This window comes from Micromonospora sp. NPDC048887 (assembly GCF_040649715.1).
Taxonomy (GTDB): Bacteria; Actinomycetota; Actinomycetes; order Mycobacteriales; family Micromonosporaceae; genus Micromonospora.
The window spans coordinates 280,121-302,054 of the sequence record NZ_JBEZGA010000002.1; the positions used below are offsets into that span (position 1 = coordinate 280,121).

The 21,934-nt window shown below is 74.6% G+C and carries 16 protein-coding genes; 8 read left to right on the forward strand and 8 right to left on the reverse strand.

Annotated elements, in window-relative coordinates:
* Positions 1–51: 51 nt before the first annotated feature.
* Complete coding sequence (locus AB0C17_RS04510) at positions 52–981, reverse strand: LD-carboxypeptidase (protein ID WP_357381143.1); 930 nt, start codon at positions 979–981, stop codon at positions 52–54.
* A gap of 59 nt (positions 982–1,040) precedes the next feature.
* Here AB0C17_RS04510 and AB0C17_RS04515 point away from each other — a divergent pair, with 59 nt between their 5' ends.
* Together AB0C17_RS04515 and AB0C17_RS04520 are read left to right on the forward strand one after the other, a co-directional pair.
* On the forward strand, positions 1,041–1,808 hold the full coding sequence (locus AB0C17_RS04515; RefSeq protein ID WP_357380532.1) for a type 1 glutamine amidotransferase: 768 nt from the start codon (positions 1,041–1,043) through the stop codon (positions 1,806–1,808).
* A 2-nt stretch (positions 1,809–1,810) separates the two neighbouring features.
* Positions 1,811–4,834, forward strand: a complete 3,024-nt coding sequence (locus tag AB0C17_RS04520; protein WP_357475091.1) for a bifunctional [glutamine synthetase] adenylyltransferase/[glutamine synthetase]-adenylyl-L-tyrosine phosphorylase — start codon at positions 1,811–1,813, stop codon at positions 4,832–4,834.
* Positions 4,835–5,045: 211 nt separating this feature from the next.
* On the opposite strand, the gene AB0C17_RS04525 is transcribed toward AB0C17_RS04520, so the two are convergent.
* Positions 5,046–6,839, reverse strand: coding sequence for a hypothetical protein (locus AB0C17_RS04525; RefSeq protein ID WP_357476596.1), 1,794 nt, complete (start codon positions 6,837–6,839; stop codon positions 5,046–5,048).
* A 12-nt stretch (positions 6,840–6,851) separates the two neighbouring features.
* Here AB0C17_RS04525 and mptB (AB0C17_RS04530) point away from each other — a divergent pair, with 12 nt between their 5' ends.
* On the forward strand, positions 6,852–8,288 hold the full coding sequence (gene mptB / locus AB0C17_RS04530) for a polyprenol phosphomannose-dependent alpha 1,6 mannosyltransferase MptB (RefSeq protein ID WP_357381146.1): 1,437 nt from the start codon (positions 6,852–6,854) through the stop codon (positions 8,286–8,288).
* Positions 8,289–8,299: 11 nt separating this feature from the next.
* Entirely contained in the window at positions 8,300–9,784 is a 1,485-nt protein-coding gene (mptB, locus tag AB0C17_RS04535) for a polyprenol phosphomannose-dependent alpha 1,6 mannosyltransferase MptB (protein ID WP_357380538.1), read from the forward strand.
* Between the two features lie 60 nt (positions 9,785–9,844).
* On the opposite strand, the gene glnA is transcribed toward mptB (AB0C17_RS04535), so the two are convergent.
* The gene (glnA, locus tag AB0C17_RS04540) at positions 9,845–11,269 is read right to left on the reverse strand and encodes a type I glutamate--ammonia ligase (protein WP_013287749.1); all 1,425 of its coding nucleotides are present in this window, start codon (positions 11,267–11,269) and stop codon (positions 9,845–9,847) included.
* Positions 11,270–11,476: 207 nt separating this feature from the next.
* Between glnA and AB0C17_RS04545 the strand changes: the two genes are divergently transcribed.
* On the forward strand, positions 11,477–11,854 hold the full coding sequence (locus AB0C17_RS04545) for an RDD family protein (RefSeq protein ID WP_354870294.1): 378 nt from the start codon (positions 11,477–11,479) through the stop codon (positions 11,852–11,854).
* A 61-nt stretch (positions 11,855–11,915) separates the two neighbouring features.
* Here the strand turns inward: AB0C17_RS04545 and AB0C17_RS04550 are convergent, their stop codons facing one another.
* Positions 11,916–12,605, reverse strand: coding sequence for a DUF4191 domain-containing protein (locus tag AB0C17_RS04550; protein WP_357380540.1), 690 nt, complete (start codon positions 12,603–12,605; stop codon positions 11,916–11,918).
* Between the two features lie 212 nt (positions 12,606–12,817).
* On the opposite strand from AB0C17_RS04550, the gene AB0C17_RS04555 reads away from it, so the two are divergent.
* Positions 12,818–12,988, forward strand: a complete 171-nt coding sequence (locus AB0C17_RS04555; RefSeq protein WP_354869832.1) for a hypothetical protein — start codon at positions 12,818–12,820, stop codon at positions 12,986–12,988.
* A 152-nt stretch (positions 12,989–13,140) separates the two neighbouring features.
* Positions 13,141–16,065 carry an AAA family ATPase gene (locus AB0C17_RS04560; protein WP_357476599.1) on the forward strand — a complete coding sequence of 975 codons (2,925 nt, stop codon included), beginning with the start codon at positions 13,141–13,143 and terminating at the stop codon, positions 16,063–16,065.
* On the opposite strand, the gene AB0C17_RS04565 is transcribed toward AB0C17_RS04560, so the two are convergent.
* Complete coding sequence (locus AB0C17_RS04565) at positions 16,047–17,681, reverse strand: DUF423 domain-containing protein (RefSeq protein WP_357476601.1); 1,635 nt, start codon at positions 17,679–17,681, stop codon at positions 16,047–16,049. The two genes, AB0C17_RS04560 and AB0C17_RS04565, sit on opposite strands and share 19 nt — an antisense overlap.
* A gap of 59 nt (positions 17,682–17,740) precedes the next feature.
* Positions 17,741–18,787: a lipoyl synthase gene (gene lipA, locus AB0C17_RS04570; protein ID WP_357380545.1), complete on the reverse strand. Its 1,047-nt coding sequence runs from the start codon at positions 18,785–18,787 to the stop codon at positions 17,741–17,743.
* Between the two features lie 356 nt (positions 18,788–19,143).
* Here lipA and aspS point away from each other — a divergent pair, with 356 nt between their 5' ends.
* Complete coding sequence (gene aspS, locus AB0C17_RS04575) at positions 19,144–20,430, forward strand: aspartate--tRNA(Asn) ligase (RefSeq protein WP_357380547.1); 1,287 nt, start codon at positions 19,144–19,146, stop codon at positions 20,428–20,430.
* Between the two features lie 458 nt (positions 20,431–20,888).
* Here the strand turns inward: aspS and AB0C17_RS04580 are convergent, their stop codons facing one another.
* Both AB0C17_RS04580 and lipB read right to left on the reverse strand, forming a co-directional pair.
* Positions 20,889–21,281, reverse strand: coding sequence for a VOC family protein (locus tag AB0C17_RS04580; RefSeq protein WP_357380549.1), 393 nt, complete (start codon positions 21,279–21,281; stop codon positions 20,889–20,891).
* 6 nt (positions 21,282–21,287) lie between these two features.
* Positions 21,288–21,929, reverse strand: a complete 642-nt coding sequence (lipB, locus tag AB0C17_RS04585) for a lipoyl(octanoyl) transferase LipB (protein WP_357380551.1) — start codon at positions 21,927–21,929, stop codon at positions 21,288–21,290.
* Positions 21,930–21,934 lie beyond the last annotated feature (5 nt).

Below are 21,934 nucleotides of genomic sequence, written 5' to 3' on the forward strand. Positions count from 1 at the left end.
AGTTGTGGATCTCTGAACTGCCGCCAACCTCATGATCGCCGGGCCTCGGCGTCAGCGGACGGCGGACGTCACAGTGAGGGTGCCGTCTGTGGCGTTCAGGACCGCGGGGGTGTTCACCGGGACGGTCAGCTGGCCGGGGCCGTGGCCGATCGGCAGGCCGCCGAGGACCGGCACGCCCAGGTCGCCCAGGCGGTCGGTGAGCACGTCCACGACTGTGGTGTCCCAGCCGTCCGCGCACTCGGTGAACTGACCCACAGCCACCCCGGCGATCCCGTCCAGCGCGCCGCAGCGGCGCAGGTGGGTGAGCATCCGGTCGATCTTGTACGGCGGCTCCTGCACCTCCTCGACCAGCAGGACCGCCCCGGTCAGGTCCGGCATGTCCGGCGTGCCGATCGACGCGGTGATCAGGCACAGGTTGCCGCCGATCAGCCGGCCCTCGGCCCGCCCGGGCACCCGCACCGGGTACGTCTCCTCCGCCTCGACCGCCGTCACCGTCACCGGCTCGGTGCTGGTCAGCGCGGCGTGCAGCGACTCCGCCGAGCGGATCGGCGTGCGCTCGTCGCGCCACGCCGCGCCCGGCCCGTGCACCCCGGCCAGCCGGGCGCCCCGCCAGAGCGCGAACTGCAACGCGGTGATGTCGGAGAAGCCGGCCACCACCTTCGGATCCCGGCGTACCGCCGCCATGTCGATCAGGTCGACCACCCGCTGCGCGCCGTAACCGCCCCGGGTGCAGATCACCCCGCGGATCTCCGGGTCGGCGAACGCCGCGTTCAGGTCCGCGGCCCGCAGCGCGTCGTCGCCGGCCAGATAACCCCGCCGGGCGTACGCGTTCGGCGCGGGCACCGGCCGCAGCCCCCAGCCGGTGAGCAGCTCGATGCCGCGGGCCACCCGCTCGGGACGGGTCGGCCCGGACGGGGACACCAGCATCACCGCGTCGCCGGGACGCAGAGCCGGTGGGCGCACGCAGTCGTCAGGCACGATCGCGAGCCTAGGGCCTGCCGGACCGGCCGGTGTCGTGCGCACCGGCTAGCCTCGACGTCGTGGCGACCGCGCTGGTGATCGAGAACGACCCGACCGACGACCTCCGCCGCCTGGGGGAGTGGCTCACCGAAGGGGGTCTTGAGCTGCGTGTGCTGCGTCCGCACGCCGGCGACGCGCTCCCCGCCGACCTGGAGGGATACGCCGCGCTCGTGGTGCTCGGCGGCGACCAGCAGGCCTACCCGGGGCCCGACGGCGCCCACGGCGCGCCCTGGTTCCCGGCGCTGGAAGGGCTGCTGCGCAAGGCCGTCCGCCAGCGCGTGCCCACGCTCGCCGTCTGCCTCGGCGCGCAACTGCTCGCCACCGCGCACGCCGGCCGGGTCGAGCGCAGCCCGTCCGGCCCGGAGGTCGGGCCGGCGCTCGTCGGGCGGCGCGACGCCGCCGAGGACGATCCCCTGTTCCGGTACGTGCCGTTGATGCCCGACGTGCTCCAGTGGCACGCCGACGAGATCACCGAGCTGCCGCACGGCGCGACGCTGCTCGCCGCGTCCACCCGCTACCCGCACCAGGCGTTCCGCCTCGGCGACCGGGCCTGGGGGTTGCAGTTCCACATCGAGTGCGACACCGCGATGATCGCCGAGTGGTCCCGCGACTCGGCCGTGCTGGCCGAGCTGGGCTACGACCCGGAGCTGGTGGTGGCCGCCTGCGACCGGGTGATGGCCGACGTCGAGGAGGCGTGGCAGCCGTTCGCGATCCGGTTCGCCGCGCTCGCGCTCGGCGAACTCGGCGACGACAACCCGCGCCGCAGCCTGCCGCTGCTCGGGGCCTGACGGTGACCCGGCCGGCCCGCGGGCGCCTGGCCCGCTACGGATTCGCCGAGGGTGACGGGGTCAGCCGGGCGGAGGACCTGCTCGGCCCGGACGGGCTCGCCCTGTGGCGGCCCGACACCCAGGAACCCGCCGACGAGCGCGCCGCCGAACTGCTCGCCGCGCTGTCCCGCGCCGCCGACCCGGACCTGGCCCTGCGCCAGTTGCACCGGCTGGTCGAGTCCGAGCGGCGCTCCGGCGACGAGGCGGCGATACGCGACGCCCTGGCCGCCGACGCCGGGCTGCGCCGCCGGCTGATCGCGGTGCTCGGCGCCTCCTCCGCGCTCGGTGACCATCTGGTCGCCAACCCCGGGCAGTGGGCGGTGCTGGCTACCGAGCCGGACGGGCTCGCCCCCGCCGCGGACGGCCGGCTCGACCTGGGCGTCGCCGCCCGGCTCACCACGATGACCGGCGCGGTCCCGCTGCTGCGGCAGGCGTACCGTCTTGCGCTGCTGCGCATCGCGGCGGCCGACCTGACCGGCGGGCGCGGCCTGGAGCAGACCATGGCGGCGCTGTCCGGGCTGGCCGACGCGACGCTGGCCGCCGCCTACGACATCGCCGCCGACGAGCTGCCCGACGGCACGCCGCGCCCCCGGCTGGCCGTGGTGGCGATGGGCAAGTGCGGTGGCGACGAGCTGAACTACGTCTCCGACGTCGACGTCATCTTCGTCGCCGCGGCCGACGACGATCTGCCCGCCGCGACCCAGGTCGCCACCCGGCTCATCCAGGTCTGCGGGCTGGTGGCCTGGCCGGTCGACGCGGCGCTGCGGCCGGAGGGCAACCGGGGTCCGCTGGTGCGTACGCTCGCCAGCCACCTCGCCTACTACAAGCGCTGGGCCCGCACCTGGGAGTTCCAGGCGCTGCTCAAGGCCCGCCCGGCCGCCGGGGACCTGGAGCTGGCAAAGGAGTGGACCGACGCGCTGGCTCCGCTCGTGTGGACCGCCGCCGAACGCCCCGAGGCGGTCGAGGACGTCCGGTCCATGCGCCGCAAGATCCTCGACAACGTGCCGCCGAAGGAGCTGGAACGCGAGATCAAGCGCGGGCCGGGCGGGCTGCGCGACATCGAGTTCGCCGTCCAGCTGCTCCAGCTCGTGCACGGCAGGGGCGACGAGTCGCTGCGGGTACCGGGCACCGTGCCGGCGCTGCGCGCGCTCGTCGCGGGCGGCTACGTGGGCCGCGCCGACGGGGAGGCGCTGCTGCGCGGCTACCGCTTCCTGCGCGCCGTCGAGCACCGGCTCCAGCTCCAGGCCCTGCGCCGTACCCACACCGTGCCGACCGAACCGGCCGCGCTGCGCTGGCTCGCCGCCGCGCTCGGCTACGTGGCCAGGCCGGGCCGCAGCGCCGTCGAGGAGTTCCGCGCCGAGTGGGTCACCCACGCCACCGAGGTACGCCGGCTGCACGCCAAACTGCTCTACCGGCCGCTGCTGGAATCCGTGGCCCGGGTGCCGGCCGAAGGGCTGCGCCTCACGCCCGAGGCGGCCCGGCACCGGCTGGAGGTGCTCGGCTTCGCCGACCCGGCCGGCGCCCTGCGGCACCTCCAGGCGCTCACCGGCGGGGTCAGCCGTACCGCGGCCATCCAGCGCACGCTGCTGCCGGTGCTGCTCGACGAGTTCGCCGACGCCCCCGAACCGGACCGCGGTCTGCTCAACTACCGGCAGGTGTCCGACAAGCTCGGCAGCACTCCGTGGTACCTGCGCCTGCTGCGCGACTCCGGCCCGGTGGCCCGCCGGCTGGCCCGGGTGCTGTCGTCCTCCCGGTACGCGGCCGACATGCTGGCCCGCGAACCGGAGGCGCTGCGGCTGCTCGCCGAGGACAGCGAACTGACCCCGCGTCCACGGGAGACGCTCGTCGAGGGCTTCGCCGCCGCCGCCGCCCGGCACGACGACCCGGTCGAGGCGATCCGGGCGGTCCGCGCGCTGCGCCGCCGGGAGCTGGTCCGGATCGCCGCCGCCGACGTGCTCAGCCGCGCCGGTTCGCTCGCCCCGCTCAACCCCCGTCCGGTCGGCGGCGGGGAACGCCGCCCCACAGTGGTGGACGTGACGGCGGTCGGCACCGCGCTGTCGCACGTCGCCGACGCCACGCTGGCCGCCGCGCTGCAAGCCGCCCGTACCGTCCACCCCGGACCGCCCGGCCTGCGCTTCGCGGTGATCGGCATGGGCCGGCTCGGCGGGTACGAGTCGAACTACCTGTCCGACGCCGACGTGCTGTTCGTCTACGACCCGCCGCCCGGGGTGGAGGAGAGCGCGGCGAGCGCCGCCGCGCACGCCATCGCCGAGGAACTGCGCCGGCTGCTGTCCGCGCCCGCCCCCGACCCGCCGCTCGGTGTCGACGCCGACCTGCGCCCGGAGGGCCGGCAGGGCCCGCTCGTCCGCAGCCTGGCCGCGTACGCGCAGTACTACGCGCGCTGGTCCCGGGTGTGGGAGGCGCAGGCGCTGCTGCGCGCCCGGCACGTCTGCGGTGACGCCGACCTGGGTGCCGAGTTCGAGGCGATGATCGAGCCGGTGCGCTACCCGGCCGAGGGGCTGACCCGCGAGCAGGTCATCGAGATCCGCCGGATCAAGGCGCGGGTCGAGACCGAGCGGCTGCCCCGCGGCGCCGACCCGGCCACCCACACCAAGCTGGGCCGGGGCGGGCTGGCCGACGTCGAGTGGGCGGTGCAGTTGCTCCAGCTCCGGTACGCCGGTCAGGTGCCCGCGCTGCGCGGCACCCGTACGCTCGACGCCCTTGCCGCCGCCCGCGACGCCGGCCTGCTCGATCCCACCGACGCCGCCGAGCTGGCCGCCGGCTGGACGCTCGCCGCCGAGGTACGGGACGCGCTGATGCTGGTACGCGGCCGGGCCGGGGACCAGTTGCCCCGGCACGGGGTGGAGCTGGCCGGCGTGGTGCGGCTGCTGGGGCGAGAGGACCAGGGCGAGTTCCTGGACGAGTACCTGCGCACCGGCCGCCACTCCCGCACAGTCGTCCAGCAAATCCTGGAGTCCCCCCTCTGACCCCGGCCCGCCCTCTCCCTCCCCACCTTCCCTCGGCGTCGATCTTGCACTTTCCGCCCCGGCGAATGGTACGAATCCGGCTTCCTGGGGGCCGCAACTTCAAGATCGACGGACAGGGGAGGGTGGTCACGGAGCGAGGCGGTCCGCCGGGAGATCTTGGAAGGGAACGGCCCTTATGGGGGCCGTTTTGTACCAAGATCTCTAGTCTGGGTCAGCTTGTGAGGGTGTAGGTGCCCGCTTGGGGGACCGTCACCGTGGTCCACTTGCCGTTCGGGGTGACCGTGGCTCCGTTGGAGGCGGTCAGCCAGCGGTCGTGGCGTACCCGGATCGGGACCGGGCCGGCGGCGGGGGCGCGGAACGTGATCGAGGCGCCGTCCTGGCGGACCAGCTCACCCGGTGCGCCGACCAGCGGGGTGGGGTCGGCCACCGCGTACAGCTTCCAGTGCCGGTCCGACCAGACCTCGGTCAGGTACGGCTGACCCAGCTCCACCAGTTTCGCCTCCGACCGTCCCACCCAGGAGAACTCGGCGTCGGGCACCGCCACGTACTGCACCGCGTTGTCGGCCAGCCAGTCCCGGTAGGTGACAGGGGTCAGCGGAACGCCGGTGCCGGACGCCCCGGGCACCGTGGTGAAGAACAGCGGGTTGCGGTCGATGTCGGCCTGGCGTAGCCAGCCCCGGGCCAGCGGCACGTCCCCCATGTGGGCCGCCTCCCAGTAGTTGCGGGTCGGCGGCACCTCCACCCGTCCGGTGAGCCCGCGCCGGTCCAGTTCCGCGCGCAGCGGCGCGAAGTACGCCGGGTCGGCCGTCGGGTCGTCGGCGCTGCGCAGGTCCGCGGTGACCACCGGCGGCTGCCACCAGCAGACGACCGCGAGCAGCGCGGCCAGCCCGAACGCGCTGAGAACCCGACGGAGTCGACGCTCTCCGGGTCGGCCCGTGCCACGCGGGCCGATGTCGGGACGGCCCTCGCTGTCCGGGCCCGCGCCGTCCCGGCCCGCGCCGAGTCGGCCTCCGAGGCGGTTCGCGGTGAGCCATGCGGGTGGCGTCGCGGCGGCGGCCAGCACCGGCAGCGCGAACATCACCACCAGGCGGGTGGCGTTCAGCCCGACCGGCGTGTGCAGCAGCGCCGACGCCAGCACTCCGGCCGCGGACAGCAACGCGCCCACCCGCACCGGCCGGTACGCCACGAGGGCCGCCACCACCAGGCTCGTCACCACGGCGTGCACTGTGTCGGCCGTGCTGATGTTCATCCAGCCGCCCTCGCCGAACAGCAGCCCGGTGACGGCGAGCGGTACGGCGGCCGGTACGGCGAGCAGCAGGCCGCCGGCGTACCGCCGGGTCAGCAGCAGCGCGACACCGGCGAGCCCGACGAACAGTCCGGCCACCGGGCTGGCCGCCGAGGCGAGCAGCGCGGCGAGGGCAGCGGCGACGGCCGCCCAGACGCTCCGGCCGCCACCGGCAGCGCCGGGACCGGCCGGCTCGGCAGCGGCAGCGCCGGGAATGACTGGCTCGGCAGCGGCACCGCTGGGACCGGCCGGCTCGGCAGCGGGATCAGCGGCGGCGGCGAGGCGGGTGCGGCGGGCGGGGATGGTGAGCGCCAGCAGCGCGGCCAGGCCGAACGCGACGCCGAGGGCGTAGGTGACCCGGCCGGAGACCAGGTTGCCGGCGATCGTGACCACGCCGACCAGGCTGCCCAGCAGCGGGCGGGGCACCCCGGTACGCACCAGCAGGGCGGCGAACGCGGTGGCGGAGGCGAGCAGGGCGAGCGCGCCGGTGAGGCGTACCCCGAGCAGCGCCATCAGCGGCGGCGAGACGAGGCTGTAGCCCCACGGGTGCACGCCGCCGTACCAGCGCAGGTCGACCAGGGCGGCACCGTGGTCGGCGAAGAAGCCGGCGCGGGCGACCTGCGCGGACAGGTCCGAGCCGGTGGCCGGCAGGATGAGCTGGAGCACGGCGAGGACGAGCGCGGACACGGCGGAGACCGCCACCACCCGACCGCCCCGCATGCCCACCTCCTGATCGCGAACCACCGTACTGGCAGCATGTCGGGCGTGTCTCACCACCTCTCGCGTTGGATCGGCCTGGCGGGCTCGGTGCTGCTCGCCGTGGCCGCGTTCCTCGGCGGCGCCCTGCCCGACGGCGAGTTGCGTCCCACCCCGGTCAGCATCTGGCAGGGCTCGAACGGGCCGCTGATCATCGGGTTGTGGCTGGTCGGCACCGGGCTGCTGGCGTGGGCCTGGTGGTCGCTGCGGGACCGGGTGCCGTCGTCCCGGTGGGTGCTGGTCACCGTCGCGCTCTGGCTGCTGCCGATGCTTGTCGCGCCGCCGCTGGGCAGCCGGGACGTGTACGCGTACGCGTGCCAGGGCGCCAGCTTCTCGGCCGGGATCAACCCCTACGAGCAGGGCGTCTCGGCGCTGCCCTGTCCCTGGCTGGACACCATCTCCTACATCTGGCGGGACACCCCGGCACCCTACGGGCCGCTGTTCGTGCTGCTCGCCGGCGCGGTGGTGGAGGCCACCGGCTCGCTGCTCGCCGCCGTCGCGCTGTTCCGGGTGCTCGCCGTGGCCGGCGTGGCGCTGACCGCGTGGGCGCTGCCGGTGCTGGCCCGCCGCTGCGGGGTGCCGCCGCGGCGCGCGCTCTGGCTGGCGCTGGCGAGCCCGCTGGTGCCCGTGCACCTGGTCTCCGGCGCGCACAACGACGCGCTGATGATCGGCCTGCTCGTGGCCGGGCTGGCGGTGGTCGCGGCCCGGCCGGGCCGGCCCGGACCGTTGCTCGCCGGTGGGGCGCTGCTCGGACTGGCCGCCGCCGTCAAGGTCACCGCGTTGGTGGTGATGCCGTTCGCCGCGCTGGCCGCGATCGTCGGGGCGTACCGGATCAGGACGCTGGTGCGCGACGGCGGGTGGGTGGTCGGCGGTTCGCTCGCGGCGCTCGCCGGGGTGACCGTCGTCTCCGGCCTGGGGCTGGGGTTCATCAGCGGCCTGGAACAGGGCGGGCTGGTGGTGGCCTGGACCTCGCCGCCGACGGCGGTGGGGCAGACCGTCGGCTACCTGCTGGCGCCGTTCGGGGTGCACGTCGACGCGCTGCCGGTGACCCGGGCGATCGGCATGGTGGTGCTGGTCGGGGTGCTGATCTGGCTCTGGTTCCGCTCGCTGCGTCGCGGTGAGCCGTTCTGGCACGCCGGGCTGGCGCTGACCGCCACCGTCGCGCTGTCCCCGCTGTTCCACCCCTGGTACTGGCTGTGGCCGCTGGCGGTGCTCGCCGCCACCGCGCACCGCACGCTGTGGTTCTCGATCGTGACTGTGGTGTCGTCGTTCCTGGTGCTGACCGACGGCACCGGTCTGGCCCGGTACTCCAAGATGCCCGGTGCGCCGCTGATGACCCTGTTCGTGATCGGGGTGGTCGTGTGGTTGGTACGGTCGGCTCGCAAGGGTCGGCAGCCGGTTCCCGTGGACTGAGGAGTGTGCCGGTGAGCGAGCCCGACGGACCCGTCCGGCCGGTCGCCGCCGGTCTCGCCCGATACACCGGTTTCGCCGGTGCGGTGCTGCTCACCGTCGCCGGGTGGCTCGGCGGCGCGCTGCCCGGCACGCCCCCGCGCGGCACGCTCGCCGCGATCTGGGCCGCACCGCACGGGCCGGTGACGCTCGGCTGCTGGCTGGCCGGGACGCTGCTGCTGGTCGGCGCCTGGTGGTCGCTGCGGTGGGGCGCGCCGTCCGGCCGGTGGGCGTACCTGACGGCCGGGCTCTGGTCGCTGCCGCTGCTCGCCGCGCCGCCGCTGGGCAGCCGCGACGTCTACTCGTACGCCTGCCAGGGCTGGACGTGGACGCAGGGGCTCAGCCCGTACCGGGTGGGTGTCGCCGCGGCCGGCTGCCCGTGGACCGGGTCGGTGTCGCCGATCTGGCGGGACACCCCGGCGCCGTACGGGCCGTTCTTCGTGCTGCTGGCCGGGCTGGCCGTGCTGGCCGGCGGCGGCCTGATCGGGACGATAGTGGCGTTGCGGCTGGTCGCGGTGGCCGGGGTGCTGCTGGCCGCGCTGTGCCTGCCCGGCCTGGCCCGCGCCGCCGGGGTGCCCACCCGCCGGGCCGCCTGGCTGGTGCTCGCGTGCCCGCTCGTCGGGATCCACCTGGTCGCGGGCGCGCACAACGACGCGCTCGCGCTCGGGCTGCTGCTGCTCGGCCTGCTGGTGCTGGTCCGCCTGCCGGGCAGGCCACGCGCGTTGCTGGTGGCCGGCGTGCTGCTGGGCCTGGCCGTGGCGGTGAAGGCGGTAGCGGTCGTGGCGCTGCCGTTCGCGGCGCTCGCCGCCGTGCACGGCCGCTACACCTGGCGGGCGCTGCTGCGCGACGGCGGGCAGCTGGCCGCGTCGGTGCTCGGCACGCTGCTCGTCGTGTCGCTCGCCACCGGCCTCGGGCTGGGCTGGGTGGGAGGGCTCGGCCACAGCGGCGACTCGCAGCAGTGGACCTCCCCGCCCACGGCTGTCGGTTTCGTCATCGACTACGCCGGGGAGCTGGCCGGGCAGCGGCCACGGGCGGTGCCTGTGGTCCGGGCGGTCGCGCTGGTGCTGCTGGCCGGACTGCTGGTGGCGCTCTGGTGGCGGGCGTGGACGGCGCTGCGGCGGCTCAACGACGCCCGGCAGCGGGTGGCCCGGCTGACGCTGGCCCGGCACCGGGTGGCGCTGCTCGGCGCGGGGCTGGCGCTCGCCGCCACGGTGCTGCTCGCCCCGGTCTTCCACCCCTGGTACGCGATCTGGCCGCTGACAGTGCTCGCGGTAGCGGCGGTGCCGCTGGCCCGCCAGGTCTGGTTCGTGGCGCCCTGCGCTGTCGCCTCGGCGCTCACCCTGCCGGACGGATCCAACCTGGCCCGGTTCAGCAAGGCGCCGGGCGCGGTGCTGATGACGGTGCTGGTGGTGGTCGTCGCGGTGGCCGGCGTCCGGGCCGCGCTGCGCCGCCGTGCTTGATGAACGGCCGGGCCGGCTCCGCCATCGCGGAGCCGGCCCGGCCGGTGCTGACGAGCGTGCTCAGCAGTCGAAGTACATCGCGAACTCGTGCGGGGTCGGGCGCAGACGCACCGGGTCGACCTCGTTGGCCCGCTTCCAGTCGACCCAGGTGGAGATCAGGTCCGGCGTGAACACGCCGCCGTCGAGCAGGTAGTCGTGGTCGGCCTCGAGCGCGTTGAGCACCTCCGGCAGCGAGCCCGGGACCTGCTTGACGTCGCCCCACTCCTCCGGCGGGAGGTCGTAGAGGTCCTTGTCGATCGGCGCCGGGGGCTCGATCTTGTTCTTGATGCCGTCCAGGCCGGCCATCATCATGGCCGAGAACGCCAGGTACGGGTTGCTGGACGGGTCCGGGACGCGGAACTCGACGCGCTTGGCCTTGGGGTTGCTGCCGGTCACCGGGATGCGGGTGCAGGCGGAGCGGTTGCGCTGCGAGTAGACCAGGTTGACCGGCGCCTCGAAGCCCGGCACCAGACGGCGGTAGGAGTTCACCGTCGGGTTGGTGAAGGCCAGCAGCGAGGGGGCGTGGTGCAGCAGACCGCCGATGTACCAGCGGGCGGTGTCCGACAGCCCGGCGTAGCCGGTCTCGTCGTAGAACAGCGGCTCGCCGCCCCGCCAGAGGCTCTGGTGGGTGTGCATGCCGGAGCCGTTGTCGCCGAAGAGCGGCTTGGGCATGAACGTGGCGGTCTTGCCGGCGGCCCAGGTCTCGTTCTTGACGATGTACTTGAACAGCTGGAGCTGGTCGGCGGCGTGCAGCAGCGTGGAGAACTTGTAGTTGATCTCCGACTGGCCGGCGGTGCCCACCTCGTGGTGCGACCGCTCGACGGTGAAGCCGCCGTCGACGAGGCGCCGCACGATCCGGTCGCGCAGGTCGGCGTAGTGGTCCACCGGGGGAACCGGGAAGTAGCCGCCCTTGTAGGCGGTCTTGTAACCCCGGTTGCCGCCCTCCTCGATCCGGCCGCTGTTCCAGGCGCCCTCGATCGAGTCGATGTAGTAGAACGACTGGTGCGCCGAGGTCTCGTGGCGGATCGAGTCGAAGATGTAGAACTCCGCCTCCGCGCCGAAGTACGCGGTGTCCGCGATGCCGCTGGCGGCGAGGTAGGCCTCGGCCTTCTTCGCCACGTTGCGCGGGTCGCGGGAGTAGGCCTCGCGGGTGAACGGGTCGTGGATGAAGAAGTTCAGCGCGAGGGTCTTCTGGGCCCGGAACGGGTCGATGAACGCGGTGGCGACGTCCGGCAGCAGCAGCATGTCGGACTCGTGGATGGCCTGGAACCCGCGGATCGAGGAGCCGTCGAAGGCGAGGCCGTCGGTGAACACGCTGTCGTCGAACGACTCGACCGGCAGGTTGAAGTGCTGCATCACGCCGGGCAGGTCACAGAAACGTACGTCGACGAACTTCACGTCCTCGTTGGCGAGGTATCGCAGGAGTTCCTCGGAATTGGCGAACACACGTCCTCCTGGCAGGTCCACTCCGGTAGCTAACTACTGGCGACGCTATGGCCGGGGGGTTGCCCTGCCGTGTCTCGTCTGTTTCCGCCGTGTTACGTCGCTTGCGGAGCGTCATCCTAGCGCTCTCTGGTGCGGAATGTCGGAATTTTCGTCGACGGTCGAGGCGGCGTTACCCTGGCCGCTGTGACCGATACCGCCGCCACACCGGTGCCGCCCGCCACCGACCCCGCCTTCACCCCGCCCAGCCTCGGCCGCCGCTTCGGCGCCCTGATCATCGACTGGGTGCTGTGCCTGATGGTCGCCCGGGCCTTCTCCGACCCGGTCCGCGACGGCTGGCCGCCGGTCCTGGTGCTGATCCTGGAGTACGGCTTCTTCATCGGCCTGTTCGCCCAGACCCCCGGCATGTACCTGACCCGGCTGCGCTGCGTCTCCTGGGCCGACGGCGGCCGGATCGGGGTGCTGCGCGGACTGCTGCGCGGCTTCCTGCTGGCCCTGGTGGTGCCGGCCCTGCTCATGGACGAGCACCGGCGCGGCCTGCACGACCGGCTCGCCGGGTCGGTCGTCACCGACGCCCCGCGCCGCTGACCCGCACGAAGAAGGAGCCGGCCCCGCACGGGGAGCGGCTCCTTCTCGCGTACGCCGGAAGTCAGCGACCCCGGGTCTGCCGGAACGCGCCACGCGCCGGCCGCATGTTCTTCGGGATCGCGCCCTTGGGCATCTGCGGTCGCGCCGTGAGCGCCTTGAGCCGCTTGTCGAGGGCGTTGACGTCCTTCGGGGACAGGGCGCGGGGCAGCCGCATCAGCGTCATCCGCAGCTTGCGGACCGGCAGCTCACCCTCGCCCTGCCCGATCACGTAGTCGTGCAGCGGAGCGGTGCCGATCACCTTCGCCAGGCGGCGCTTCTCCTGGCCGAGCAGGCCGCGTACGCGCTGCGGGTTGCCCTCGGCCAGCAGGATCACGCCCTGCCGGCCCACCACCAGGTGCACCATGTCCATCTGGGTGGTGGAGCTGACCGCCGGGGTGACCCGCCAGTCGCCGCGCATGCTCTCCATGATCTGCGCCGCCGCGCCCGGCTGCCCCTCGGCGGCGTTCATCATCGCCTTGTTCGAGCGCAGGTTGAGCACGATCAGCACGGCCAGCAGGGCGAGCAGGATGCCGATCGGCAACCAGAGCCAACCCCAGGCGAGCACCGCGACCACGGTGAGCGCGAGCGGGATCAGCACCGCCGCCGCGGTCAGCGGCGCGAACCACTTGTCCTGCTTGGCGGTGAACCGGAACACCATCCCGATCTGCTTCAGCCGCTGGCCGAACGAGACCTTCTCCTGGGGCTTTGCCATACCGCAGAGTCTAGTGGTCGGCGCGCACCCCGTTGATCCGTGGCCGCCCCTGCGCCGAGGGCTGAGTACCTTACCGCCGCGGCGGCCCGGATCGGCCCGCCGGTAAGGAGGCCGGGCGGGCGAAGATCAGGCGGCGTACCCATGCACCGGGGGCACCTTCGCGCGGAGAGTCGATCTCGACAGGGAGACACCGCACGACAGGGAGATCCGAGATGTTCGGCAACGACGCAGACCTCATCCTCAGCATCCACCGCAGCCACGCCGCCGAGTTGCAGGCCGACGCGGCGCAGGACCGGCTGGCCCGGTCGTTGCCGCGCCGGCACCCGCGCGGATGGCTCGGCCGCCGCCAGCACCACGCCCGTACCACCGACGCCCGCCGGTGACCGCACCGGCGCCACCGGCCGTCGCCGCTCTCGTGGGCATGGCCGCGAGGGCGTACGCCGGTCCGGCCGTCACGGGGGCGGCCGGACCAGCGGCTTCTGTCGGCCCGGTCGGGCCGGTCGGGTCGTCGGGGCGCCGTGGCATGCTCGACGGCGTGACCGTACGCGCCGCCAGCACCGTCCTCGTCGGCCGCCGGCCCGAGCTGGCCGCGCTCGGCGACGCGCTCGCCCGGTGCCGGTCCGGCGACCCGGCGACGGTGCTCGTCGGCGGTGAGGCGGGCGTCGGCAAGACCCGGCTGCTGGAGGAGTTCGGCACACAGGTGGACGCGGCCGGCGCGCGACTGCTGGTGGGCCAGTGCCTGGAGCTGGGTGAGGCCGGCCTGCCGTTCGCGCCGTTCGCCGCCGCGCTGCGCGACGTGCTGCGCCACGACGGGCCGGCCGCCTTCGCCGGCTACGAGGCGGAGTTCGCCCGGCTGCTGCCCGAGCTGGCGCGGATGCCGGCCGGTGTGGCCGCGCCCGCCGGGCCGGCCCTCGCCGACACCCCGCGCGGCTACCTGTTCGACCTGGTCGCCGACCTGTTCCGGCGGCTCGCCGAGGAACGCCCGCTGGTGCTGGTGATCGAGGACCTGCACTGGGCCGACCGGTCCACCCGCGATCTGATCGGCTTCCTGGTGCGGGCCGCCCGCGCCACCCGCCTGCTCGTCGTCTGCACCTACCGCACCGACGAGCTGCACCGAGGGCATCCGCTGCGGCCGTTCCTCGCCGAGCTGGACCGGGTTCGCGGCGTGGACCGGATCGAGCTGGGCCGCCTCGACCGGGAGGGCACCGCCACCGTGCTGGCCGACCTGCTCGGCGTCGAGCAGATCGCCCGGACGGTGGACGAGGTGCACGAACGGACCCAGGGCAACCCGTTCTTCATCGAGGAGCTGGCCGCCGCCGGTGGCCCGGTCGGCTGCGCGGCCATCCCGGAGACGCTGCGTGATCTGCTGCTGGCCCGCGTCGACCGGCTGCCCGAGCCGGCTCAGCGGGTGCTGCGGATCGCCGCCGCCGGGGGGACCCGCTTCGCCCACCAGATCCTCGCCGAGGTGGCCGGCCTGCCCGAGGCCGAACTGGAGGACGCGCTGCGCGCCGCCGTCGCCGGGCAGCTCGTGGTGGCCGACCCGGACGGCGACTACGAGTTCCGGCACGCGCTGGTCCGCGAGGCGGTGCACGACGACCTGCTGCCGGGCGAGCACGCGCGGCTGCACGCCCGGTACGCCGCCGCGATCGAGGCCCATCCGCACCTGGTCGCCGCCGGTCGCGCGCCGGCCGAGATCGCCCACCACTGGTACGCGGCACACGACCATGCGCGTGCGCTCACCGCGGCCCGGCTCGCCGCCGAGGCGGCGGCCGACCGGTACGCGTACGCCGAGCAGAGCCGGCTGCTGGAGCGCGTCCTGGAGCTGTGGGAGCAGGTGCCCGACGCCGCCGACCGGCTCGGCATGGACCACCTGCGGGTGCTGGAGGACACGCTGACCGCGGCGGTCACCGCCGGGGACCTCAGCCGGGCACTCACGCTCACCCGGGCCGCGCTGGCCGAGGTCGACCCCGACGCCGAACCGCTGCGCGCCGCGCGCCTGCTCGACCACCGGGGCCGGCTGTTCGCGCTGCTCGGCAAGAGCGACGGCGCGGCCGAGCTGCGCGAGGCGTACCGGCTGGCGGCGGGCGCGCCGCACGGCCCGGAACGCCTCGGCGTGCTCGCCGACATCGCGTCGCACCTGATGAAGGTCGACCCCCGGGAGGCCGCCTCGGTCGCCGCCGAGGCCGCCGCCGGCGCGTCCGAGGTCGGCACCGACCTGGTGCTGCTGCCCACCCGGATCGCCCTGCTGCACCGCATCGACGGCACGCCGGAGCGCGGGCTGGCCGAGCTGCGCCGGGTGGAGGCGCGGGCCCGGGCCGCAGGCGACTCGTGGGCTCTGGTCAGCGCCCTGGTCTTCCTCTCCGACGTGCTCTACGAGCTGGGCCGCTACGACGAGTCCGAACAGGCGGCCGCGGCCGGGGTGAGCGAGGCACGCCGGGTCGGCATCAGCCGCTCGATCGGGGCGTACCTGCTGTCGAACCGGGCCGAGGCGCTGATCGCGCTGGGCCGCTGGGACGAGGCGGACGCCACCTGCGCCGAGGCGGCCCGGATCGACCCGCCCGGTGTGTCCGGGCTGCACTGGCTGCAACTGCGCGCGGGGCTCCACCTGGCCCGCGCCCACCCCGGCGCGGACGAGGTCGTCGGGCGGGCGCTGGCGTTCCTCGGCCGGCCTTACCTCTGGCCGAACCACCGGCTGCCGCTGCACGAGCTGCGCGTCGAGGCCGCGCTCGCTGCCGGCGACCGGCCGGAGGCGGTACGCGCGGCGCGCGCCGCCCTGGCCGACGCGCACCTGACCGACCTGCCCCGCGAGGGCTGGCCGGTGCTGAACGCGGTGGCGCGTACCGCCGCGTTGACCGGGGACGCGACGCTCGCCGCCGACGTGTCGGCGGTGGCCGCCGCGCTGCCCGCCCGGCATCCGGCCGAGCACGCCCACGCCGCCCACGTCACGGCGATCCTCGGCGGGATGACGCCCGCCGGTCCGGCCGGCGGGCTCGCCGCGTGGCGGGCGGCGGTGGCGGCGTGGCGTACGGCCGGGCAGCCGTACCCGCTGGGCCGGGCGCTGCTGGGGCTGGCCGAGGCGGCAGCGGCGGCCGGTGAGCGCGACGAGGTGGCCGCCGGGGTGCGGGAGACGGCCGAGCTGGCCGCCCGGCTGGGCGCCACCCCGCTGGGCGAGCAGGCGGCGACGCTGGCCCGCCGGGTCGGGCTGCGGGGCACCGGGCGACCGGGTCCGGACCTGCTGACCAGCCGGGAGCGGGAGGTGCTGCGGCTGGTCGCCGAGGGGCACAGCAACAGCCGGATCGCCGAGCGGCTCTTCATCTCGCCGAAGACGGCGAGCGTGCACGTGTCCCGGATCATCGCCAAGCTCGACGTGACCAACCGGGTGGAGGCCGCCGCGCTGGCCCACCGCCTCGGCCTGCTCGAAGCTGCGCCGCCGGGCCTGCGTCAGCGGCGCGGCAGGTAGATGCGCCAGCCGGGCACCGTGACCACGTCGAGCATGCCCGGTGCGGTGCCGACGCGCTGGTCCAGCCGCGCGGCCAGCGGTGAGCCGGCCGGTGCCACCCACGCGGCGTCCGGGTCGGCCGCCACCTCCCGCCGGTACGCGGGCAGCCTGTCGAACCCAGGGCTCAGGTCGTCGTCGACCACGGCACAGAGCACGTTCTCGCCCGTCGCGTAGGTGAGCCGGTTGCACGTCCAGTAGCCGCCGCGTACGTGCCGGACGTCGAGCGCGCCGAGCGTGTCCACGAGCGACCGGTGCCGGTCGGCCTCGGCGTGCACGTCGGGCGCGGTACGGATCACGTCCACAGTGGCCGCCGCACCGGTGCCGAGCACGCCCGCGAGCACCGCCAGCGCCCCGGCCCCCGCCACCCGGGCCATCCCGCGCCGCCGGGCAGCGGGGCGGGCCGTCCGGCGGGCGGCGAGCGGGCGGGCGGCCCGCCACAGTGGCCAGAGCAGGGCGGGCACGGCGACCGCCAGGCACGACAGGTAGCGGCTGCTCTCGATCGGCGTCCGCCCGGCCGCGTTGCTCACCGCGTACGCGGCGAGGACGCCCGCCGCGCCGCCGAGCAGCGCCAGCCGTACCCCGGCCGACACCCGCTCCGGCGAGGGCGGGCCGCCGGGAGCACGGCGGAGCGTGTGCCACGCGGCGAGCACGGCGAGCACCAGCAGCACCGGGAACGCGACGGCCCACCAGAGCTGCCAGGTGGCGCACCGGCCGGGCGAGCAGAAACCCATCGCCAGCGGCGGCCCGAGGACCAGCCCGCCGTGCAGCCGGTCCACCCAGTCCGCCGGTGCGCCCGTGCCACCTGCCGCCAGCACCGCGGCCACCGGGTTGCGGCCGTGCCGGATGCTGTCGGCGAGCATCGGCGCCGCGCCCAGCAGCAGCGCACCGGCCAGCACCATCCCGGCCCGTCCGGCCAGTTCCCGCCACCGCCACGCCACGAGCAGCGCGCCGAGCGTCAGCACGTACGGCAGGATCAGCGGGTCCACCCAGAGCAGCACCCCGGCGATCAGCCCCCAGGCCGCCCAGCGGGGCAGCCGCGCGCCCGCCCCGGTCACACAGAGGCCGACCGTCAGCAGCGCCAGCGCGGCGCCGGCCGGGTTCAGCTCCGGGTAGCCGCCACCGGCGATGAGCTGGTTCTTCACCACCCGGTCGGAGCCGAGCGCCAGCACGGCGACGACGAGCAGCGCGTACCAGCGGTCACCGCCGAGTCGCCGGGTCAGCCGCCAGGACAGCAGCAGGAACAACGCGTACAACGCCAGCGTGGGCAGCCGCAGTACGAGCACCGACGGCCCGGCGAGCGCTACCAGCGGCGCGGCCAGGTACGCCTCCAGCGTGCCCATGTACGCCTGGCCGTAGAACCACACCGGGAAGCCGTCACCATCGGCGATGTGCAGGGCGGCCAGCCCCATCGTCGCCTCGTCGCTGTTCGCGGGCGGCACGTCGGCGAACAGCAGCGCCAGCCGGTAGCCCACAGCGGCGAACCCGACGAGCACCGCGAGCAGCGTCGGAGACGGCAGCCGCCGGGGCGTAGGAGGGCGCACGGTCTCGCGTGGCTCCTCGCGTACCCCGGCGGTCATGCCTGTGATCATGACATCCGGCGCGCGGCGGTGGTGGGCGACGCGGTGACCGGCCGGCCTCAGCCGGCGACGGCGACCTGCTCGCGGGCGGCGAGCGCCTGCTGGTAGAGGCGGCCCGCGCGGTACGACGAGCGGACCAGCGGGCCGCTCATCACGCCCGCGAAGCCGATCTCCTCGGCCTCCTCGCGCAGCTCGACGAACTCCTCCGGCTTCACCCAGCGGGTCACCGGGTGGTGCCGGGGGGAGGGGCGCAGGTACTGCGTGATGGTGATCAGCTCGCAGCCCGCCTCGTGCAGGTCGCGCAGCGCCTGGGACACCTCGGCGCGTTCCTCGCCCATGCCCAGGATCAGGTTGCTCTTGGTGACCAGGCCGTCCGCGCGGGCCTGGCGGATCACGTCCAGCGAACGCTCGTAGCGGAACGCCGGCCGGATGCGCTTGAAGATGCGCGGCACCGTCTCCACGTTGTGCGCCAGCACCTCGGGCCGCGAGCCGAAGACCTCGGCGAGCTGCTCGGGCACCGCGTTGAAGTCGGGGATCAGCAGCTCGACACCGCAGCCGGACTGCAGCGCGTGGATCTGCCGGACCGTCTCGGCGTAGAGCCAGGCGCCGCCGTCGGGCAGGTCGTCGCGGGCGACACCGGTGATGGTCGCGTACCGCAGGCCCATCGCCGCCACCGACTCGGCGACGCGCCGGGGCTCGTCGGCGTCGAACTCGGCCGGCTTGCCGGTGTCGATCTGGCAGAAGTCGCAGCGCCGGGTGCACTGGTCACCACCGATGAGGAAGGTGGCCTCCCGGTCCTCCCAGCACTCGTAGATGTTGGGGCAGCCGGCCTCCTGGCACACCGTGTGCAGCCCTTCGCGCGAGACGAGCCCGCGCAGCTGGGTGTACTCCGGGCCCATCTTGGCCTTCACCTTGATCCACGGCGGCTTGCGCTCGATCGGCGTCTCGGCGTTGCGCGCCTCGATCCGCAGCATCCGCCGCCCCTCGGGGGCGACAGTCGCGGTGCGCGCTGGCTGCTCAGTCGTCGGCGCGGATTGCTCGATCGTCACAAAACCGAGCGTACGCCGGTCGGCGCCGGTCGATGAACGGCGGGCGACGGCCGTCACGCCCGAATCGCTGTGACACCGGACACCAAGGGCGAAAAAACCCGGTCACAGCGACGCCTGCGCGGTGCTAGCGTGCCGGGCAGAGCTGTGACGGAGCCGAGTAACGGACCGTTCCGCCAGTACAGAGAGCCGCCGGTTGCTGCGAGGCGGTCTGGCGCCGGTCCGCGAAGACCCTCCCGAGCTGCGGGAAGAACGGCGCGTCGCGCCCAGTAGAGCCCGTCCGGCCGGCCCCGGTGAAAAGGCGACGAACGAGGCTCCCGCTTCGGCGGGGGCGAAGGTGTGGTGGCACCGCGAGGTTCCCGCTCGCCCACACCTCCCTGGGGATCGCGTTGCGATTGGTCAAGGAGGTAGTCGTCGTGCAACGCATCCTGTCCACAGAACTCCCCGCCCAGGTGGGCGCCGTCGTGCGGCTCGCCGGGTGGGTCCACCGCCGCCGGCTGCTCAAGTCGGTGGCCTTCCTGATCCTGCGGGACGCCGCCGGGCTCGCCCAGGTGGTGGTCGCCGCACCCGCCGTGCGCGAGCAGGTCGAGGCGCTCACCGAGGAGACGGTCGTCGAGGTCGTCGGCACGGTGGTCGCGAACCCCGCCGCGCCCGCCGGGGTCGAGGTCGTCGAGCCGACGGTACGTCTGCTCGGGCCGCCCGCCGTCCCGCCCCCGTTCGACCTGTACCGGCCGGTGCTCACCGCCACCCTGCCCACCCAGCTCGACCACGCGCCGGTCGCGCTGCGGCACCCGGTCCGGTCCGCCGCGCTGCGGATCTCGGCGGCGGCCGTGTCCGGCTTCCGGGCCACGCTCGACCGCGAGGGCTTCGTCGAGGTGCACACGCCGAAGGTGGTCGCCTCGTCCACCGAGAGCGGGGCGAACGTGTTCGCGCTGGACTGGTTCGGGCGGCCCGCCTATCTGGCCCAGTCGCCGCAGTTCTACAAGCAGCTCATGGTCGGCGTCTTCGAGCGGGTCTACGAGGTGGGGCCGGTGTTCCGCGCCGAGCCGCACGACACGGTCCGCCACCTGGCCCAGTACACGTCGCTCGACGTCGAGCTGGGGTTCGTGGCCGACCACCGGGACGTGATGGCGGTGCTGCGGGACACCCTGGCCGGGATGCTCGACGCCGTGGCCGACCGGGCCGGCGGTGCGCTGGCCACGCTGGGCGTGACGGTGCCGGCGGCACCGGCCGAGATCCCGGCGGTGCACTTCACCGACGCGCTGAAGATCGCCGGAGCGCCGGCCGACGAACCCGACCTGGCGCCGGCGCACGAGCGGGCGCTGGGGGAGTGGGCGCTGCGCGAGCACGGCAGCGACTTCCTCTTCGTCACCGGCTATCCGATGGCGAAACGCCCCTTCTACACCCACCCGGACCCGGCCCGGCCCGCGTACTCAAACGGTTTCGACCTGTTGTTCCGGGGCGTCGAGCTGGTCACCGGCGGGCAGCGGCTGCACCGGCACGCCGACTACCTGGCCGCGCTCGCGGCGCGGGGCGAACCGGTGGAGCCGTACGCCGGGTACGTGGACGCGTTCCGGCAGGGCATGCCGCCGCACGGCGGCTTCGCGATCGGGCTGGAGCGGTTCGTCGCCCGGCTCACCGGCGCGGCGAACGTCCGGGAGGTGACCGCCTTTCCGCGCGACCTGCACCGCCTCACGCCCTGACGACGGGCCGGTGCGGCCTGCTCCCTGCCGGCCGGGGGGCTTGCTCGTCGGCGTTTCGCCGGCGCCCTGGTTGGCGGAGGGCGGCTCAGTGGCGACTGAGAGTGAGGAAGGGGCACGTCGTCGATTGTCACGTTCGGTGATGGCGTGTCCGGGGTCGCCGGGAGGCCCTGGTGGCTGACGGATCGCGCTGAACAGGGGTTATGACGAACGGCGGCCGAGCGGGAGGGATGGGTTTCTGCGCCCTTTGCTCTGCAGCCGCGGGCGCAATGATCGACCATGAGTTACCGCTGCGTATCCGGCTGCAGAGCAAAGTCGCCAGGAGGACGTATGCCTCGGGTGCCGGAACGTCGCTCACGGTGACGACCGTCAGATCGGATCCGGAGGGCGGCGAGCCGGACCGGTCGGCCACCGCGCGTCGAGCGGACGCGCGGTGGCCGAGGGCGGGGGAGAGAGGGCGGTCAGGCCGGGCCGAGCAGGTCCCAGGGGTTGCCGGCGATGTCCCGGAAGACGGCGACGCGGCCGTACGGCTCGGTGCGGGGTGGCCGGACGAACTCGACGCCCGCGTCGAGCATCCGGCGATACACCGCCTCGAAGTCGTCGACCCGGAGGAAGAAGCCCACCCGGCCGTGGGTCTGGTCGCCGACCGCACCGGACTGGTGCTCGCCGTCGGCGCGGGCCAGCAGCAGGCCGGTGCCGCCGCCGGGCGGGCGTACCACCACCCAGCGTTTGGGCCGGCCGTCGTTCGTCAGAGAGGGCGTGTCCTCGGTCAGTTCGAAGCCGAGCACCTCGGTGAAGAAGGAGATCGCCGGGTCGTACTCGGTCACGACGAGCGTGACCAGGTCGAGCCGCACGGGGGCTCAGACCCGGGTCAGCGTCGGCAGGTGCCGTTCGACCACCGGCAGCACGTCGGCGACGGTGATCGGCCGGCCCAGCTCGGCGGTCAGCGAGGTGACCCCGGCGTCGCGGATGCCGCAGGGCACGATCCGGTCGAAGAAGCCCAGGTCGCAGTCGCAGTTGATGGAGAAGCCGTGCAGCGTGACGCCGCGGGCCACCCGGATGCCGATCGCGGCCACCTTGCGGGCCGGGCCCCTGTCGTCCTCCGGCACCCACACGCCGCTGCGGCCCTCGACCCGGCCGGCGGCCAGCCCGAACTCGGCGCAGACGTCGATCAGCAACTGCTCGGTGCGGCGGACGTAGGCGACCACGTCGACCGGGTCGGGCAGCCGGACGATCGGGTAGCCGACGAGCTGCCCCGGGCCGTGCCAGGTGATCTTCCCGCCGCGGTCCACGTCCACCACCGGGGTGCCGTCCATCGGCCGGTCCCACGGCTCGGTGCGCTTGCCGGCGGTGTAGACGCTGGGGTGCTCCAGCAGCAGCACGGTATCGCCCCGCTCGCCGGCCACCACCGCCTCGTGCAGCCGGCGCTGTTCGTCCCAGGCGGCCTGGTAGTCGAGCAGGCCGGCGTGGACGGCGGTCAACCCGGAAGTCGTCACGCTCACCCGTC